Genomic DNA, 17,486 nt, shown 5'->3' on the forward strand with positions numbered 1-17,486 from the left:
GCGCCGTCGCGCCGCGGCCGAGCCGCCGCGCGGCACTGCGAGGATGGGGCCGATGACCAGCACCTCCGCCCCCGTCCGGAAGCCGGCCTGGCCGCTGTCCCGGTCGGCGATCTGGCTCTGGGTGACCGGCGGGATCCTCGGCTCGCTGTTCGCCGGGGTCCTGGTGGCCGCCTTCCTGCTCTTCGCGCCCGCCGAGGGCGGCCCGCTGCCGCTGCTGCGCCGGCTGCTGCCCGCGCTGGCGGTGCTCTACGCCGTCCTGGCGATCGGGGTGCGGCCGGTCGTCCGCTACCGCGTGCACCGCTGGGAGGTGACCGACGAGGCGGTCTACACCCTCACCGGATGGCTGACCCGGACGTGGACGCTGGTGCCCATCGCGCGGATCCAGACCGTCGACGTCACCCGCGGCGTGCTGCAGCAGCTGTTCGGGCTGGCGTCGATCGCGGTGCTCACCGCGTCGTCGCAGGGCACCGTGCGGGTGCCGCACCTGGAGGTCGGCGTCGCCGAACGGGTCGCCGAGGACCTCGCCCGGCGCGCGGAGCAGGTCCGGGACGAGGCGACGTGACGGAGGCGCCGGGCCGGCGGACGTCGCCGCTGATCGTGCTCGTCCACACGGTCACCTTCCGGCAGGCGCGGCAGTTCGTCCCCGCGGCGATCGGCCTGGGTGCGGCGGTCGGGTTCAACGGCGGGACGCCGGCCGTCGTCGCCCTCGTCGTCGGCGTCACCCTCGTCTCCCTGGCCACGGCGGCCCTGTCGTGGTGGCGCTTCGGCTACGTCGACGGGCCGACCGCCGTCGTCGTCACCCGCGGCCTGCTGGCCCGGTCGGTGCGGACGGTGCCCAACGACCGCATCCGCGGCGTCGAGGTGGAGACGCCGGTCCTGCACCGCCTCTTCGGCCTGGTGCGGGTGCGCATCGACGCCGCCGCGGGCGCGGTCGCGGGCAAGGAGGAGGAGCTCGTCGTCGACGGCGTCCCCCGGGCCGAGGGCGACCGGCTGCGCACGAGGCTGCTGACCCGCCGGCCCGCGCCCGTGCCCGACGCCCCGGAGCCGCCGCCGGAGCCGGTCGAGGAGGAGTTCGCCCGGTTCGAGAACCGCTGGCTGCTCTACGCGCCGCTGGTCGGCAGCTACCTGGTCCTGCCGCTGGCGGCGGTCGGTGCGCTCTTCCGGCTCCTCGACGAGCTGCCGGAGCGCCTCCGGCCCGACCTGCCGGGCCCGGACGTCGTCGACGGCCGCGTGGTCACCGTCACGATCGCGGGCGCGCTGGTGCTGCTGGCCGTCGGGGCGGTGGTCGGCGCCGCGGTGGTCAACTGGGGCTTCCGGCTGGTGCGGCGTGGCGGTTCGCTGATCGCCGTCCGCGGGCTGGTCACCCGGCGGCACACCGAGCTGGAGATCGACCGGATCCGCGGCGTCACGCTCGCCGAGGGCCTGGGCATGCGGCTGGTCCGCGCGGCGCGGGCGAGCGCGCTGGTGACCGGGCTCGGCGACGCCACCCGGCGCGGGCAGCTGCTGCCGCTGGGCCCGCGATCCGAGGCTCTGGCGGTCACGCACCGGCTGGCCGAGGACCCCGGACCGCTCCTCCGGCATCCTCTCGCCGCCCGGCGCCGGCGGGTGGCGCGGGCGCTCGCATCCGGCGTCCTGGTCACCGTTGCCGGCGCGGTCACCACGCCGGCCCTCGGCTGGTGGTGGCTGCTCGCCGCCGGCGTCGTCCTCACCGTGCTCGGGGTGCCGCTCGGGCTGGGCCGGTACGCCTCGCTGGGCCACGCGGTCGGCGGGACGACGTTCAGCGTGCGCAGCGGCTGGCTCGTGCGAGAGCAGGCGGTGCTGCAGCGCCGCGCCGTCGTCGGCTGGACGGTGCGGCAGTCGTTCTTCCAGCGCCGGGCCGGCCTGGCCACCGTGGTGGCGTGCGTCGGGGCGGGCAGCGGCGGCTACGCGGCCGTGGACATGGCCGCCGACGAGGTCGTGGGGTTCGCCGTCGCCGCATCCGACGGCGGGTGGGCGGCGACGCTCAGGGGATGAGGCCGGCCACCAGGCGTTCGGCCGCGGCCGGGTGGTCGGGGGCGAGCAGGCCGGCGGCGGCCAGCACGTAGCGGCGGTCGAGGACCACCTGGCTGCCGGCCAGCACGCTGCCCGCACCGCCGGCGTCGGCGGCGATCCGTTCGACCACCGCCTCGACGGCGCCGGCTTCCGCGTGGCGGAAGACGCCACCGGAGAGGACGACGAGGCGGGCCGACCGCGCGCTCGCGCCGCCGGCACCGTAGGCGGCCTCCGCGCGCAGGTGCCGGCGCAGCGCGACGGTCGCCGCCGCCTCGCCCAGCGCGAGCGGGTCGTCGCCGGGGTCGGGGAGGGCCTCGGCGCGGGCGGCGGCCCGGAGGTCGTGCACGCTCGCGCTCACCCCCAGGTCGCCCTCGACGGTGCGCCGCCGGGCCGGGACGCCCACGGCCTCCCGCTCCAGCGCGGCCTGCTCGGCGTCCGGGTCGGGGACGGAGTAGACGTCGGTGGTGGCGCCGCCGACGTCCAGGACGACGACACCGCCGGGCGCCGCCCCGGCCAGGACGGCCACCCCTTCGAGGACGGCGTCCGGCGTCACCGCCCGGACCCAGGTGCGCAGCCGCGGATCGGCCGACAGCCGCGATCCGCCGATCACGTGCTCGAGGAAGACCGCGCGGATCGCCGTCCGCGCCGACTCGGGCTCCAGCCGGCCGATGTCGGGCAGCACGTTGCCGGCCTCGGTGACCGGGAGGCCGCCGTCCCGCAGGATCGCGGCGACCTCGTCCCGGACGGCGGCGTTGCCGGCGAGGACGACCGGGACGGACCGGTCCGCCGCCGCGAGCACCGCCGCGTTGTGCCGCAGCACACCCGCCTCGCCGCCGTCGGTGCCGCCCACCAGCAGGACGACGTCGGGGGCCACCTCCTGCAGCCTGGCCAGAGCGGCGTCGTCCAGCCGGCCGGCCGCCACGTGCACGACGCGGGCGCCCGCCGAGAGCGCCGCCCGGTGCCCGGCCTCGGCGCTGATCAGCTCCTCGTAGCCGACGACCGCGAGCCGCAGCCCCCCGCCGGCGCTGGAGCAGGCCACGACCGGCGCGTCCCAGCCGGCCGTGGCGGCGAGCACCCCCGCGACGACGTCGTCCTGGGTGGTCGGGGACTGGGCGGTCGCGAGCAGCTCGCCGTCCGGGAGGCCGACCAGCGCGGCCTTGGTGTACGTGGAGCCGATGTCGACGCAGGCCAGGCGCGTCACGCGCGCACGAGCCCGGCCTCGGCCGCGCCGGCGGTCAGCTCGTCGAGCCCGAAGGCCCGGACCGGCCCCGCGGCTCCGGTCGCACGGACGCCGCCGTCGGCGGCCGTCGTCGCGCCCCACGCCAGCATCGCGGCGGTGAAGCCGTAGGGCTCCGGGCCGGTCAGGACGACGCGGGAGACCAGGTCGCCGCCGGCGTCCCGGACCTCGGCGACGGTGACGGTGCGGGCGTGCGCGACGCTGGCCTCCGACGGGGCCTCGCCGACGCGCCGGCCGACCGCCTGCGCCAGCCGCTGGGCGGCTCCGGCGGCGCCGGGGATGCGTGCGGTCAGCCCCAGCAGCGGCGACAGCGCGCTGGCCGCGGCGGTCGCCGGGCCGAACCAGTCCAGGTGGACGGCGACTTCCCGCAGGCCCGGTGCGAGGGCGGGCAGCGTGAAGTGCTCGGAGCCGCCGATGGAGAGGCCCAGCCTGCTGCGCCCGCCGGCGTCGAAGCGCCAGGTGCGCCGGCCGGGGGTCTCGGTGGTCAGCCGGCCGCCGGTGAACGCGAACCCCGGCTCCAGGAAGACGCCCATCGCCGAGAGCATCGTGCCGCGCGAGAACGCCTGGCCGGAGCCGCCCTGCAGGCTGTAGCCGACGTCGATCCGGCGGGCGCGGTCGCCGGCCTCGCGCAGCGCCAGCGCGCCGGCGAGGTTGCCGGGCACGTAGTCCAGGCCGAAGGCGGTGACGAGCGTCGCGCCGGTCGCCGCCGCGCGCGGGCCGAACTCCTCGAACACCCGCCGCACGAACGGCGGCTCGCCGGTGGAGTCCAGGTAGACGGCGCCCGCGTCGGTGGCGGCGGCGAGGGCGGGCTCACCCAGCTGCAGGAACGGCCCGACGGTCGTGACGAGGACGTCGCCGGGTTCGAGCAGCGCCCGGATGCCGGCGGGGTCGGTGACGTCGGCGCGGGCGGTCTCCAGGCCGCCGAGGCGCGCGGCGAGGGCGGCCAGCTTGTCCGCGTTCCGGCCGGCGAGCAGCGGGCGGGCACCCCGCGCGACCAGGGCCTCCGCCGTCCGGGCGCCGGTGTAGCCGGTGGCGCCCAGCAGAACGATCCGTGAACTCACCCGGCGGACCTTAGCCGGGCCGATTCAGGGTAGGGCGCGCAGCGATGAGGGTCTCGGGCGGCTCAGCCGAGCCGGTCGCGCGCGGGCAGACCGACGCGGCCGGCGAGGGCGGCGGCCTCGACGCGGGTCGAGACGCCGAGCCGGCGGAGCAGGTTGGCGACCAGCCGCTTCCCGGTGCGCTCCGAGACGTGCAGCGTCGTGGCGATGTCGACGGTGCTCGCGCCGTCGGCGACCAGCCGCCACAGGCGGCGCTCGTCGCTGGTGAGCCGGGCGACGAGGCCCTCGTCGCCGGTGGGGGCGGAGGCGTCGAGCAGCTCGCGGAGCAGCGGTTCGGGGACCACCGACCAGCCGTCGAGGACGGCGAGCAGCGGGCGGACCAGCGCCTCCGGGTCCGCGGTCTTCGGCAGGAAGCCGGCCGCGCCCGCCCGCAGCGCCTCCAGCGCGGCGTCGGCCTCGGCCAGTCCGGAGAGGGCGACCACCCGCACCATGGGGTCCGCCCGGCGGATCGCGGCGATCGCCCGCGCGCCGCCCGGCGGGGGCATGTGCAGGTCCACCAGAGCGACGTCGGCGTGCTGCCGGCGGACGAGCGCGGCGGCGGCGGAGGCGTCGTCCGTCGTCCCGACGACGCGGATGCGCCCGTCGCTGACCCCGTGCAGGAGGAGGGCCAAGCCGCGGCTGAACAGCGGGTGGTCGTCCACGACCACCACGTCCACCGGCGACCCGCCCCAGGCAACGGCGGCGGCGTCGTCTCCCACGTCTCTCCCGGTGATCGTCGTCGTCCCGGCGCTGCTCACCGGATCCGCGCAACGAGGTGCCCATGACCCTGTCGGCCGACACGCCTGCGACGACGCGTTCCCGAGGCCTGCTGCTCGACCTCGCGCACGTGCTCCGGACCCATCTGCATCGCGCGCCGCACGTGCCCGACGAGGTCCCCACCCCGCAGGATGCCCTGCTCAGGGCCATGTGTCACGACATGCGCAGTCCGCTGGCCGCGCTCGAGGCCGCGCTCGGCCGGCTGGACGGCGGCGATTCCGAGCGGGGCGAGTGGCTCGAGCTGGCGCAGGCGCAGGCCGAGCACCTGTCCTCGATGCTCCGGACCGCCGCGGCCACCGGTGGTGCAACCCGGCGTCCGCCGAGCAACCGGCTGCTGCGGGACGTGCTGCTGGCGTCGCTGGGGGCGTCCGGCCTGCCGTCGTCCCAGCTGACCGTGGAGGTGCGCGGGGACGCCGGGGAGGTGCCGGTCGCCGACGCGCGGGTGCAGCGGATCGTGACCAACCTGCTGGAGAACGCCCACCGGCACGGCGGCGGGGCGCCGGTGCGCCTGGTCGTGCGCCGGCGGCGGGGCTGGGTGGACATCGCGCTCACCCAGGCGGGCCTCGGTCCGGACCGGATCGCCGACCACCTGCGGACGCCGCGGCCGCCGGTCGACCTCACCGGTCTCGGGCTGTGGTCGGTGCAGCGGCAGACCCGCGAGCTCGGCGGCCGGATCGTCTGGGAGGACGACGGCGCCTCGCTCACGCTGATCGTGGCGCTGCCGGACCGCTGATTCACCCCTTCGCGCGGGTATCCACAGCCCGGGCGCCGTCGGGTTAGTGATCTGCGTAGTCTCCCCGGGACCGGTGACCATCCACGGGAGGACGACGGTGCGGCGGCGGTGGACCCTGCGGCTCGTGGCCGGACTGGCCGTATCGGCGGCGCTCGTCAGCGGGTGCTCCAGCCCGCAGCAGGCCAACGAGACCCTGCCGAGCGCGGCGGAGACGTCGGCGTCGCCGGAGCTCGAACCCTTGGGTCCTCCGGACTTCCCCGTCCCCGACGAAGCTCGCACTCAAGACGCCGCCGGCGCCGAAGCCGCGCTGCGCTACTACCTCGACTTGGTCACGCACCAGCATGCGGAATCCGGACAACCCCTCCGTGATCTGAGTCGTGATTGCAGCCTATGCATGTTCCTGGCGGATCGGGCGGATCAAGATGCAGCAGCGGGCTACGTCGTCGACGGCGGCGGAATCACCGTCATCGACATGCCAACGCCAGCTGTCGACGGGGCGCTTGCCGAGTTCAGCTTTTCTGTCAGCCAGGGACCGGTCGAGGTCCGCGGGCCTGACGGCGCTCCCGTCCCTGGTCGCGGCTCCGAAGCAGCTCCCGTACTCATAGGTGCCGCAGCGATGGAGTGGAGTTCGACGAATCGCGCCTGGATCGTGACCCAACTCTTTTTCAAGCAGCCGTGACTCGCAGAGCTCTATTGACCTTCACGGCTCTGTGCTGCCTGAGCGTCATCGCTTCAGTTCCCGCTATCGCCTGCGAGGGCCTCCTCTGCGAACCACCCGAACCGGAGGTCGTCTTCGCGCCCGGGAGTCTGACTGCGAGCAGTGTTAGCGGCGTACCTGGAGAGTCAAACCGCGCCGCGAGCAGGGCACCGAGCTTGCGGACATACACGCTGTTAACCCCGTGCCAATTCTCTGACCCGCGTGAAGGGGGCTGCCTACCCGGTGACTTCACCTGCCCTGCCGTCCCCGGCCGGGTGATCGCCTACTACTACGTCTTGAGCCAGCGGCTCGTACAGGAGGACCGGCGGGAAATCGACGGCCTGGCACCGGCCCTTGGCGACGCGGTGGGCGCACCCTACGGGCCGACGGTCAACGAGGGTCCATCGTGCGTGGACGTGACGGATCTGAATCCACCGCCGTCGCCGGGAGAGGTCTACCGCTACTTCCGGACCCTGCCGCTGCCGCAGCTGTCCACCCGCCAGCAGCCACCCGGCAACGGCCTGGTCGGCCTGCCGGTCATCTTCTACACCGACAGCCCCACCACCCAGACCTTTACCCTCGACATCCGCGGTTTCACCGTCGTCATCGCCGCCAACGCCACTGGCTACACCTGGCACACCGGCGACGGCACCGATCTGACCAGCACGGACCCCGGCCGTCCCTATCCCAACCAGACGATCACCCACGACTACCGCGCCGGCACCTACACCGCCTCGCTCACCACCACCTGGAGCGGCACCTTCACCGTCGACGGTGGTGCGCCCGCCGACGTCCCCGGTACCACCACCACCGACGGACCCCCGGTGACCTTCACCGTGCTGCAGGCCCGCCCAGTCCTCACGAATCCGTTCGACTAGCCGACTCCCAGGGTGGAACTCGCGCTTCCGGGGTGCTGCAGGACCCCAGGAGCACGAACTCGACCCCAGCAGCGCCCGCCTCTGCGGTGTTCCACCCGCTCTTGCGGTCGTGCACCACCGCAGAAGCGCCAGGAACACCGCAAGAGCACTCCGCGGCCGGCGCAAGGTTGGCACCGGCGGGCCAGCGCTCGGCACCGGGAGGCCACCGCCCCGGGCAGATCTACGTCGACACCGCACGCCGCGGTGCCGCTGTCGACGCGAGGAGAGTCCGTGTTCACCCACACCCACGCCCTGCAGTACGAAGCCAAGCCGGACGGCCCCGACCCGACATTCGCCCGCCGGATGCAGGAGATCCTCGGCGGTCAGTGGGGCGAGATGACGGTCGCCACCCAGTACCTGCTGCAAGGCTGGAACTGCCGGCTCCCCGGCAAGTACAAGGACATGCTGCTGGCCATCGGCACCGAGGAGCTGGCGCACGTCGAGATGATCGTGACGATGATCGACCGGCTGTTGGACCACATCCCGCTCAAGCCGGACTCCGCTGACCGGACCAAGGAGGCGGCTGCCGGCTACGGGCAGACCAACCCGCAGCACGCGATCGTCAACGGCGGCGGCGCCTACTTCAAGGACAGCATGGGGCTGCCCTGGAGCGGCGGCTACGTCACCGCCAGCGGCAACCTGATGGCGGACTTCCACTACAACGCCACGGCCGAGATGCAGGGCCGGCTGCAGGTGGCCCGGCTCTACAACATGACCGACGACCCCGGCGTGAAGGACCTGCTCCGGTTCCTGCTCACCCGCGACCACTACCACCAGCAGCAGTGGCTGGCCGCCATCGAGCAGCTCAAGGAGGACCGCCTCGAGAACATCCCCGTCCCCGAGGCGTTCCCGCTGGAGGAGGAGGTCGGCGACCTCGGCTACGTCTTCATCGACGCCTCCGACGGCCCCGAGGCGGCCAACGGCCGCTGGGCGACCGGCCCGGCCCTCGACGGCCGCGGCCAGTTCAGCGCCCGCCCGATCGAGGCGACGGCCGACGCCCCGATCCTGCCGCCCGGCGACCCGCGCCTGTACGGCACGCCGCAGAGCGACACGAAGAACCTGCTGCAGAAGGCCAAGGACGCGCTGACCTGAGCTCGGAACGCCACGTCCTGGCTCACGCCAGAGGGTCCTGGCTCACCTCCCACGGTGAGCCAGGACCCTCGGCGATCAGCTGAGCTGATCCCGGGCAGGCGCCGCCCTCAGTGCGGGACGGCCTTTTCCGCGCCGATCCCGGTGAGCGAGCGGACCTCGAGCTCGGCCCACTTGTCCTCGTCGGCCCTCTCCTTGGTCAGCACGGTCCCCAGCCAGCCGAGCAGGAAGGCCAGCGGGATCGACACCAGGCCCGGGTTGTTCAGCGGGAACCAGGAGAAGTCGACGTCCTGGATCATCGAGGTGGACTTGCCCGTCGCGGGATTCACCGGCGCACCGGAGACCACCGGCGAGAAGATGATCAGGACGACGGACGAGATCAGCCCGCCGTAGATCGACCACAGCGCGCCCTGGGTGGTGAACCGCTTCCAGAACAGCGAGTAGAGGATCGTCGGCAGGTTCGCCGAGGCGGCGATCGCGAAGGCGAGCGCGACCAGGAACGCGATGTTGAGGCCGGCCTGCAGCGCGAGGATGCCGAGCCCGATCGCCACCGCGCCGATGACGATCGCGGTGACCCGGGCGACCTTCACCTCGCCGTTGGGCGGCACCTCACCTTTCTTGATCACGTTCGCGTAGACGTCATGGGCGAAGGACGCCGACGCGGTGATCGTCAGCCCGGCGACCACGGCCAGGATGGTCGCGAACGCGACCCCGGCGATGATGCCGAGCAGCACCGTGCCGCCCAGCTCGAACGCCAGCAGCGGCGCCGCCGCGTTGACCGCGCCCGGGGCGCCGAGGACCCTCTCCGGCCCGACCAGCGCACCCGCGCCGTAGCCGATCACCAGGCTGAACAGGTAGAAGATGCCGATCAGCCAGATCGCCCAGACCACCGAGCGGCGGGCGTCCTTCGCCGTCGGCACGGTGTAGAAGCGCATGAGAACGTGCGGCAGGCCCGCCGTGCCGAGCACGAGGGCGATCGCCAGCGAGATGAAGTCCAGCTTCGACACGTCGGTCAGCCCGTACTGCTGGCCGGGGCTCAGCACGCCCTCGCCGGCGCTCTCGGTCGCGCCCCCGAGCAGCGACGAGAGGTTGAAGCCGTACTTGCCCAGCACCCACAGCGTGATGACCAGCGCGCCGGCGAGCAGCAGGGTGGCCTTGATGACCTGCACGTAGGTGGTGCCGCGCATGCCACCGACCAGCACGTAGAAGATCATCAGCGCGCCGACCAGGATGACGACGATCGCCTGCGCCGCCTCGCCGGTCACGCCCAGCAGCAGGGTGACCAGGCCGCCGGCGCCGGACATCTGCGCCAGCAGGTAGAAGATCGAGACGACCAGGGTCGAGATCGCGGCCGCCATCCGCACCGGTCGCTGGCGCATCCGGAAGGCCAGGACGTCGGCCATCGTGAACCGGGCGGTGTTGCGCATGAGCTCGGCGACGAGCAGCAGCGCCACCAGCCAGGCGACCAGGAAGCCGATCGAGTAGAGGAAGCCGTCGTAGCCGTACACGGCGATGGCCCCGGCGATGCCGAGGAAGGACGCGGCCGACAGGTAGTCACCGGCGATGGCCAGGCCGTTCTGGGTGGGGTGGATCGTGCGGCCGGCCGCGTAGTAGTCCGCGGCGCTGCGATTGGTCCGGCTGGCCCGGAACGTGATGAACAGCGTGATGAGGACGAAGACGCCGAAGATCGAGATGTTGATCGCGGGGCTGCCGATCGTCTCCTCGGCGGCGAGCAGCTCAGGCACGGCCCGCCCCCTCGTCCGAGCCGGCGGCGAACTCGTGGTGGTCGAGGCGCTGCCGCATGTCGTCGGCGATCGGGTCGGTCGACCGGGCGGCGTGGCGGACGTAGAGCTGGGTGATGACGAACGTCGACAGGAACTGCCCCAGGCCCAGCAGCAGCCCGAGGTTCACGTTGCCGAAGACCTGCGTCTCCATGACCGATGGGGCGTACGTCGACATGAGGACGTAGAAGAAGTACCAGGCCAGGAACGCGACGGTCATCGGGAGGACGAAGCTGCGGAAGCGCCGGCGCAGCTCGGCGAACTCGGGGGAGTTCTGCGCCTCCCGGTACTCCTCCGGCGTCAGCAGGCGCCGGTCGTTCTGTGTTGTCACTGGTCAGCCCTCCTGTGCGGTAGCTGTGTGATCGGCGTCACCGTAAGTCCGCCGCGCGCCTGGCGCAGAGCGGTGAGTCCGAACCGTTGCGCAAGCGTCCGCCGGCCGTAACCGCCTGGGAACGCGGGCACGCTGCAATGCGTCATGGCCGCTCTCGCGAAGAGGACCACCGCCTGGTTCCCCGTGGCCCGGGGCGCCGACGTCGGGACCACCCCGGTCCCGGTCGGCGCCGACGGGCAGTCCTACGTCGTCGTCCGGCTGCGTCCGGGCGGGGAGGTCAGCGCCTTCCCGGCCCGCTGCCCGCACCGGCTCGTCCCCCTCACCGCCGCCACCGTCGTCGACGGCCGGCTGCAGTGCCCCTACCACGGCTGGCGGTTCGACGCCGAGGGCCGCTGCGTGGAGATCCCCTCCCTCGGCCCCGACGGCACGCCTCCCCCGCGGGCCGACCTTCGGGTGCCGTGGGCGGTCGAGGAGCGCGGCGGCTGGATCTGGATCGCCCCCGCCCCGACGGCGGAGCGCTGCCCGGCGAAGGACGGCGTCGACCCCGAGCCGGCGCCGCCGCCCGAGCCGCCGGCCGGGCGGGTGTTCGGCAACCTCGACGCCGCCCTGGAGCACGCGTGGCACCCGGTGGCGCTCTCCCGCGAGCTGCGCCCCGGCGGCTGGCTGCAGGTCCGCCTGCTCGGACGGACCTGGATGCTGCGCCGCACCTCCGACGGCCTGGTGGCCGATCCGCCCGCGTTCGGGGTGCACGAGCGCCTCGGGCTGGTCTGGCTGGCGCCGGCCGAACCGCTCGACGTCCCCCTGGAGGTGCCCGAGGCGGGCGACCGCCGGTTCGTGGCCGGCTGGCTGACTCCGGAGCGCTCGGTCGGCCCGGCCGGCCCGCTGGCCGACAACTTCCTCGACGTCGCGCACTTCCCGTTCGTGCACGCCGCGACGTTCGGGGCCGCCGACCGGGCCGAGGTGCCGGCGTACGAGGTCACCGAGCAGCCCGGCGGCTTCGAGAGCGTGCAGGAGCAGTGGTTCGACAACGTGACGGACCCGGGCGTCGCCACGGGCGAGCGCCCGCTGCGGCAACGGCGGCGGGCCACGTACGTCTACCGGGCGCCGTTCCAGCTGCGGCTGCGCCTGGACTTCCTCGACTCCGGCGCCACGACGACGATCCTGTTCCTGCTGCAGCCCGAGGACGCCGACTCCACCCGCATCTACTCGTGCCTGCTGCTCTCCGCCGGGCCGGGCCGGCCGCTGCCCGACCCGGCGGCGGTGGCCGCGGAGGTGGCGTTCGAGGGGCGGGTGCTGGCCGAGGACCTCGCCCTGCAGGCCCGCATGGCGAGCACCGGCCTGCCGCTGGTCATGCGCGACGAGCTGCACGTGCGCTCGGACCGGCTCGGCGTCGCGCTGCGGCGGGCGCTCACCGACTTCGACGTCTCCACCCGGGCCCGCCCGGCGGCCTGACGCTCACGCCTCCGGGATCTCGGCGCCGCAGCCGGGGCACCGGGTCGGTGGGTCCTCGTCGGCCAGCCGGCCGCAGGCGGGGCAGACCCGGTGCAGCCAGCAGGCCGGGTCGCCGCCCTCGTCGGCCGGCTCCGGCCGGGACGACGCCGTCTCGGTCACGGGGCCGGAACCGGGATCGGGTGGGGTGCTGGGATCGGGTGCGGCGCCGAGGCCGCGGCGCCGAACTCCAGCAGGGCGGCGAGGACGTCGTCCCGCCGCTCCTCGGGCAGCCCGGTCAGCCCCGCACGCAGGCCGTCCAGCCGCAGGTCGTCGTAGCGGTCGAGCGTGACGGCGCCCGCGGGGCTGACCGTCAGCTCGATCTCGCGGCGGGTGCGCGGTGAGGTGCGGCGCTCGACCAGCTCCGCGGTGACCAGGCGGTCGACCAGCCGGCTGGTGGTCGAGACCGTCACGCCCAGGCCGTCGGCCAGCTGCCCGAGGTTCGCCGCGCCGAGCTCGCGCAGCACGGTGAGGGCGCGCAGCTGGACCACGGAGATGTCGCCGAGCTGCTCGGCCGCCCGCGTCGAGATGCCCATCACCGCGCGGGCGAGCAGGAGCAGGGCCTGGTCCTGCGCGGAACGGACCATGCCGCCTCCCGAGAGCGCATTTGGCCGACGCCAACAGTCTGCCCCACCGCGACGCCGGTGTCGCCCGTCGAGGTGCCCCGGTCGCCGGGCGAGGACGACGATGTGACCCTCGACCGTTCCGTCCTCCCGCGAAGGAGCCGTCATGACCTCGACCGAGCAGGGCACCGAGTTCTGGAGGGACATCAAGCCGATCGAGCGGGTGTTCCGCAAGGACGCCGCACCCGAGGTGTACCTCCCGGACGGCGCGACCGACGACGACCGCTACTACATCCCGCTGTCCGAGACCGTGGGCAGCCGGCCGCTGTGGATCTCGCTGCAGCAGAACCGCTGGGCCGACGTCCTCATGGCGCGCACCGCCGGGCTGGTCAACCGGCACTACCACCCGCACCAGGTGTTCGCGTACACGCTGTCGGGCAAGTGGGGCTACCTCGAGCACGACTGGGTCGCCGAGCGGGGTGCGTTCGTCTACGAGACACCCGGCGAGGCGCACACCCTGGTCGCCTACGAGTCCGACGAGCCGATGCGGGTGCACTTCAACGTCACGGGCCCGCTGATCTGGCTGGACGAGGACGGCAACCCGAACGGGACGTTCGACGCCTACGACTACCTGGAGCTCGCCCGGTCCCACTACGAGAAGGTGGGCCTCGGCGCCGAGCTCGTCGAGCGGCTCATCCGCTGATCCCGGGGCGCTCGTGCCCTGCTCGCAGCGGTAGGCAGGGCACGAGCGTCGACGGAGGACACCCCGCGCTGCCAGGGTGGCAGCGTGATCGACCTGCTGCTGCGCAACGCCGTCCTGCCCCGGAGCACCGGCCCGGGGGGCCCCGCGAAGGTGGACATAGCGGTCGACGGCGGTGTGCTGGTTGCCGCCGAGGGCCAGGAGGCGCGCGAGACGATCGACCTCGGCGGCCGGCTGGTCACACCGCCGCTGGTGGAGCCGCACATCCACCTCGACGCCGTCCTCACGGTCGGGCAGCCCCGGCCCAACGTCAGCGGCTCGCTGTTCGAGGGCATCGCCGTCTGGGCCGAGCGGGTCAAGGACCTGACCGTCGAGGACGTCCAGGCCCGTGTGCGGCGTGTTCTGCGCTGGCAGGTGGCCAACGGCGTGCAGGCGGTGCGCAGCCACGTCGACGTCTGCGATCCGGAGCTGACCGCGCTGCGCGCCCTGGTGGAGCTCCGCGAGGAGGTCCGCGAGATGGTCGACCTGCAGCTGGTCGCCTTCCCGCAGCAGGGCATCCTCGGCTTCCCGGACGGTCAGCAGCTCATGCGCCGGGCCGTCGAGCTGGGCGCGGACGTCGTGGGCGGCATTCCGCACTACGAACTCACCCGCGAGGACGGCGTCGCCTCGGTGCAGTTCGCGATCGCCCTCGCCGACGAGCACGGCCTGCGGGTCGACATCCACTGCGACGAGACCGACGACGACCACTCCCGCTTCGTGGAGGTGATGGCCGCCGAGACGATCCGCCGCGGCATGGCCGGCCGGGTCACCGCCTCGCACACGACCGCGATGCACTCCTACAACGCCGCCTACGCCTCCCGGCTGATCGCCAACATCGCCCGGGCCGGCCTGCACATGGTCACCAACCCGCTGGACAACGCCGTGCTGCAGGGCCGCTTCGACACCGGCCCGATCCGGCGCGGGCACACCCGCGTCAAGCAGCTGCAGGAGGCGGGCGTCAATGTCGCGATCGGTCACGACTCGGTGATGGACCCCTGGTACCCGCTCGGCTACGGCGACCCGCTGCAGGCGGCGTTCGTGCTGGCCCACCTCGGCCACATGAGCGGCGCCGACGAGCTGCCGCGGCTGCTCGACATGATCACCGTCGACCCGGCCCGGGTGCTCGGCCGCCCCGAGAACCGGCTGCGCGCCGGCGACCCGGCCGACCTGGTCGTCTTCGACGCGCCCACCGACGTCGACGCGCTGCGGCTGGTCGCACGCCGCACGCTGGTGCTCCGGGGTGGCCGGGTGGTGGCCCGCGCCGAGCCGGCCCGCAGCACGGTCGTCTGGGACGGCGCGGAGGAGGAGGTCACCTTTCTCCGGTGAAAAGGACCCCCTTGCCCCCCACCGCTCACACGCTCGCGGCGGGCCCCTGCACGGGGCCACCCCCACGGGTGACCCGGCTCGGCGCGTCGGGCTGGGATGCTGGACGGCGTGGTCGCTTCCGCACTCCGCCGCACGGCCGTCGCCGCCGCCGTCCTCGCCCTGCCGGTCAGCTGGGTCGTCCGGGCCGCCTGGGGGCTGCCGACGGCGCTGGGTGCCAGCCAGCGCCGGCTGCGCCCGACGGTGACCGGGTCCGACCACTTCTTCGGCGGCAAGTTCCACAACACGCTGCCCACGCCCGCGCTCAAGCCGGCGAACGCCCGCGACGGGCTGCTGCGGCAGTGGCACGAGCAGCGGCACAACGGGCACCCCGGCGGCCCGGTGCCGCTGACCCGCGACGAGTTCCCGGCCGAGGCGGGCGAGCTGGCGGTCACCTGGTTCGGTCACGCCAGCGCGCTGCTGGAGGTCGACGGGCAGCGGGTGCTGGTCGACCCGGTGTGGGGCGAGCGGGTCTCGCCGTCCCCGCTGCTCGGGCCCACCCGGCTGCACCCGGCGCCGGTGCCGCTCGAGGAGCTCCCGCCGCTGGACGTCGTCCTCATCTCGCACGACCACTACGACCACCTGGACCTGCCGACGGTGCGCTGGCTGCTGGCGCGGTCGGCGGCTGCGTTCGTCGTGCCGATCGGCATCGGCGTGCACCTGCGCACCTGGGGCGTGCCCGAGGAGCGGATCGTCGAGCTGGACTGGAACGACAGCACCACGATCGGCGGGCTCATCCTCACCTGCACCGAGGCCCGGCACTTCTCCGGCCGGTTCTTCGCCCGGGACACCACGCTGTGGGCCTCCTGGGCCATCGCCGGCCCGCGGCACCGCGTCTTCTTCGGCGGCGACACCGGCTACACGCCGGCGTTCGCCGAGATCGGCGCGCGGCTCGGCCCGTTCGACCTGACGCTGCTGCCGGTCGGCGCCTACAACGAGGCGTGGCAGGCGATCCACATGAACCCGGAGGAGGCGGTGCGGGCCCACGGCGACCTCGGCGGCCGGGTGCTGCTGCCCATCCACTGGGCCACCTTCAACCTGGCCTTCCACCGCTGGGCCGAGCCGGTGCAGCGCACCCTGGCGGCCGCCGAGCGCTCCGGCGTCCCGGTGGTCGTGCCGAAGCCCGGCGGCCGGGTCGACGTGCTCGACCCGCCGGAGCTCAAGGACTGGTGGACGGCGGTGGGCTCGCAGTCCGACCACGAGCGGGTCAGCCCTCCGGCGTGACCAGCACCGCCTCCTCCGGCTCGCGGCCGCGCTCGGCGGAGTGGATGCCTGCGTAGAGCGCGGCGGCGATGACGAAGCCGACGAAGAACGCGATGTCGCCGAAGGACGGCCACCGCGCAGGGACGACGCCGACGTAGAGCGTCTGGTCGGCGAACAGCCACACCGAGAGCACCATGCCCACCAGCATCGACAGCCAGCCGGCCAGCGGGCGGTGCCGGCGGTCGAACAGGAAGCCGCTGACCTGGCGTCCCCTGCGCAGCACCCAGTCGGCGAACACCACGCCGAGCCACGGGCCGATCCAGTAGCTGATCACCAGCAGGAAGTTCTCGTACTCCTGGATGTTGTCGAGGAACACGAACGCGACGACCAGCCCCAGGACGCCGAAGGCGACGGCGGTGATCGCGCGGGCGGTGCGCAGCGGCAGGTGGAAGCCCATCGCGGTGAACGACAGCGCGCCGGAGTAGACGTTGATCGCGTTGGCCGCGATCGCACCGAGGGTGATGGCGAGCAGCGTGAGGTCGCCGACGACGGTGCCGAGGTAGGACGTGAAGGCGCCGGTGGGGTTGTCCAGGTCGAGCGCGACGCTGACCGACGCGGCTCCGGCCAGCTCGAGGATCACGCCGGAGAGGAAGACGCCGAGACCCGCGAACAGGCCGGTGCGCAGCCGGGAGGCATCGGGCGGCAGGTAGCGGGTGTAGTCGGCGGCGTACGGCGTCCAGCCGGCGGTGTAGCCGAAGGTGGCCCCCACGATGATGAGGAATCCGCCGATGCCGGCTCCCGTCCCCGGCCCGGAGTAGTCGGCCTTGACGAAGGTGATGGTGCAGGCGACCGCGAAGATGAGCGCGAGGACCGGCGCGGCGTACCGCTCGAAGACCTGCACCAGGTTGTGCCCGAAGTAGGCGATGACCACCTGGGCGACCACGACCACGAGCAGGCTGAGCCACTTCGGCAGCCCGGTGAGCGCGTTGAGCGCGAGGGCGCCGCTGACACTGTTGACCGCGAACCAGCCGACGCCGGCGACCACGGCGTTCAGGCCGGCGGGCAGCGCGTTGCCGAACCAGCCGAACGGGATGCGGGAGAGCACCATCTGCGGCACGCCGTGCGACGGGCCGCGCGCCGAGAGGAACCCGTGCCCGACGGCGCCCAGGCCGGTGCCCAGCACGATGGCGGCGGCCGCCTGCCAGAACGACAGCCCGATGATCCCGACGGCGAGGACGCCGAGGAACACGGTGGCGAACTCGAGGTTCGGGGACAGCCAGGTCCACAGCAGCTGGGCCGGGCGGCCATGGCGCTCGCGCAGCGGGACGAACTCGGCCCCGCCCGGCTCGACGGCGATGACCTTGGTGCCGTAGTCACCGGGGCGGACCTCGGCGACGACGGTCTCGGACGAGGACGAAGTGGTGGCCATGGCCGTGTCCCC

The 17,486-nt window shown here is 73.9% G+C and carries 18 protein-coding genes; 10 read left to right on the forward strand and 8 right to left on the reverse strand.

Features of this window, described 5'->3' with window-relative positions; genetic code table 11:
- The first annotated feature begins 52 nt into the window (after positions 1-52).
- Positions 53-562 carry a PH domain-containing protein gene (locus ACWIYF_RS27540; protein WP_448626014.1) on the forward strand — a complete coding sequence of 170 codons (510 nt, stop codon included), beginning with the start codon at positions 53-55 and terminating at the stop codon, positions 560-562.
- A complete protein-coding gene (locus ACWIYF_RS27545; protein ID WP_448626015.1) occupies positions 559-2,013 on the forward strand; it encodes a PH domain-containing protein in 1,455 nt (484 codons plus the stop codon). The genes ACWIYF_RS27540 and ACWIYF_RS27545 overlap by 4 nt, the downstream gene beginning before the upstream one ends.
- On the opposite strand, the gene ACWIYF_RS27550 is transcribed toward ACWIYF_RS27545, so the two are convergent.
- The 3 genes from ACWIYF_RS27550 to ACWIYF_RS27560 all read right to left on the reverse strand — a co-directional run bounded on the left by ACWIYF_RS27550 (position 2,003) and on the right by ACWIYF_RS27560 (position 5,084).
- Entirely contained in the window at positions 2,003-3,232 is a 1,230-nt protein-coding gene (locus ACWIYF_RS27550) for a glutamate mutase L (protein ID WP_448626016.1), read from the reverse strand. The two genes, ACWIYF_RS27545 and ACWIYF_RS27550, sit on opposite strands and share 11 nt — an antisense overlap.
- Positions 3,229-4,329, reverse strand: coding sequence for a saccharopine dehydrogenase family protein (locus ACWIYF_RS27555; protein WP_448626017.1), 1,101 nt, complete (start codon positions 4,327-4,329; stop codon positions 3,229-3,231). The genes ACWIYF_RS27550 and ACWIYF_RS27555 overlap by 4 nt, the downstream gene beginning before the upstream one ends.
- A gap of 62 nt (positions 4,330-4,391) precedes the next feature.
- Positions 4,392-5,084: a response regulator gene (locus tag ACWIYF_RS27560; RefSeq protein WP_448626018.1), complete on the reverse strand. Its 693-nt coding sequence runs from the start codon at positions 5,082-5,084 to the stop codon at positions 4,392-4,394.
- A 62-nt stretch (positions 5,085-5,146) separates the two neighbouring features.
- Here ACWIYF_RS27560 and ACWIYF_RS27565 point away from each other — a divergent pair, with 62 nt between their 5' ends.
- From ACWIYF_RS27565 to ACWIYF_RS27580, 4 genes are all read left to right on the forward strand, one after another.
- Positions 5,147-5,875, forward strand: coding sequence for an ATP-binding protein (locus ACWIYF_RS27565; protein ID WP_448626019.1), 729 nt, complete (start codon positions 5,147-5,149; stop codon positions 5,873-5,875).
- 124 nt (positions 5,876-5,999) lie between these two features.
- Entirely contained in the window at positions 6,000-6,554 is a 555-nt protein-coding gene (locus ACWIYF_RS27570) for a hypothetical protein (RefSeq protein ID WP_448626020.1), read from the forward strand.
- Positions 6,555-6,847: 293 nt separating this feature from the next.
- Complete coding sequence (locus ACWIYF_RS27575) at positions 6,848-7,450, forward strand: hypothetical protein (RefSeq protein ID WP_448626021.1); 603 nt, start codon at positions 6,848-6,850, stop codon at positions 7,448-7,450.
- A gap of 270 nt (positions 7,451-7,720) precedes the next feature.
- Complete coding sequence (locus tag ACWIYF_RS27580; RefSeq protein WP_448626022.1) at positions 7,721-8,581, forward strand: manganese catalase family protein; 861 nt, start codon at positions 7,721-7,723, stop codon at positions 8,579-8,581.
- Positions 8,582-8,688: 107 nt separating this feature from the next.
- Here ACWIYF_RS27580 and ACWIYF_RS27585 read toward each other — a convergent pair whose 3' ends face one another.
- On the reverse strand, positions 8,689-10,323 hold the full coding sequence (locus tag ACWIYF_RS27585) for a solute symporter family protein (protein ID WP_448626023.1): 1,635 nt from the start codon (positions 10,321-10,323) through the stop codon (positions 8,689-8,691).
- The gene (locus ACWIYF_RS27590; protein ID WP_448626024.1) at positions 10,316-10,690 is read right to left on the reverse strand and encodes a DUF485 domain-containing protein; all 375 of its coding nucleotides are present in this window, start codon (positions 10,688-10,690) and stop codon (positions 10,316-10,318) included. Before ACWIYF_RS27590 ends, ACWIYF_RS27585 begins: the two co-directional genes overlap by 8 nt.
- A 144-nt stretch (positions 10,691-10,834) precedes the next feature.
- Between ACWIYF_RS27590 and ACWIYF_RS27595 the strand changes: the two genes are divergently transcribed.
- On the forward strand, positions 10,835-12,142 hold the full coding sequence (locus ACWIYF_RS27595) for a Rieske 2Fe-2S domain-containing protein (protein WP_448626025.1): 1,308 nt from the start codon (positions 10,835-10,837) through the stop codon (positions 12,140-12,142).
- A gap of 3 nt (positions 12,143-12,145) precedes the next feature.
- On the opposite strand, the gene ACWIYF_RS27600 is transcribed toward ACWIYF_RS27595, so the two are convergent.
- Both ACWIYF_RS27600 and ACWIYF_RS27605 read right to left on the reverse strand, forming a co-directional pair.
- Positions 12,146-12,301 (reverse strand): hypothetical protein, encoded by a 156-nt coding sequence (locus ACWIYF_RS27600; RefSeq protein WP_448626026.1) that lies wholly within the window; start codon positions 12,299-12,301, stop codon positions 12,146-12,148.
- On the reverse strand, positions 12,298-12,765 hold the full coding sequence (locus tag ACWIYF_RS27605) for a MarR family winged helix-turn-helix transcriptional regulator (protein WP_448626027.1): 468 nt from the start codon (positions 12,763-12,765) through the stop codon (positions 12,298-12,300). The genes ACWIYF_RS27600 and ACWIYF_RS27605 overlap by 4 nt, the downstream gene beginning before the upstream one ends.
- 142 nt (positions 12,766-12,907) lie before the next feature.
- Here ACWIYF_RS27605 and ACWIYF_RS27610 point away from each other — a divergent pair, with 142 nt between their 5' ends.
- The 3 genes from ACWIYF_RS27610 (at position 12,908) to ACWIYF_RS27620 (ending at position 16,066) form a co-directional block, all read left to right on the forward strand.
- Positions 12,908-13,444, forward strand: a complete 537-nt coding sequence (locus tag ACWIYF_RS27610; protein WP_448626028.1) for a 2,4'-dihydroxyacetophenone dioxygenase family protein — start codon at positions 12,908-12,910, stop codon at positions 13,442-13,444.
- Between the two features lie 84 nt (positions 13,445-13,528).
- Positions 13,529-14,806 (forward strand): cytosine deaminase, encoded by a 1,278-nt coding sequence (locus ACWIYF_RS27615; protein WP_448626029.1) that lies wholly within the window; start codon positions 13,529-13,531, stop codon positions 14,804-14,806.
- A 108-nt stretch (positions 14,807-14,914) separates the two neighbouring features.
- The gene (locus ACWIYF_RS27620; protein WP_448626030.1) at positions 14,915-16,066 is read left to right on the forward strand and encodes an MBL fold metallo-hydrolase; all 1,152 of its coding nucleotides are present in this window, start codon (positions 14,915-14,917) and stop codon (positions 16,064-16,066) included.
- Here the strand turns inward: ACWIYF_RS27620 and ACWIYF_RS27625 are convergent.
- Complete coding sequence (locus ACWIYF_RS27625; protein ID WP_448626031.1) at positions 16,050-17,474, reverse strand: purine-cytosine permease family protein; 1,425 nt, start codon at positions 17,472-17,474, stop codon at positions 16,050-16,052. The genes ACWIYF_RS27620 and ACWIYF_RS27625 overlap by 17 nt on opposite strands.
- Positions 17,475-17,486 lie beyond the last annotated feature (12 nt).

The organism is Geodermatophilus sp. URMC 64, from assembly GCF_053502555.1.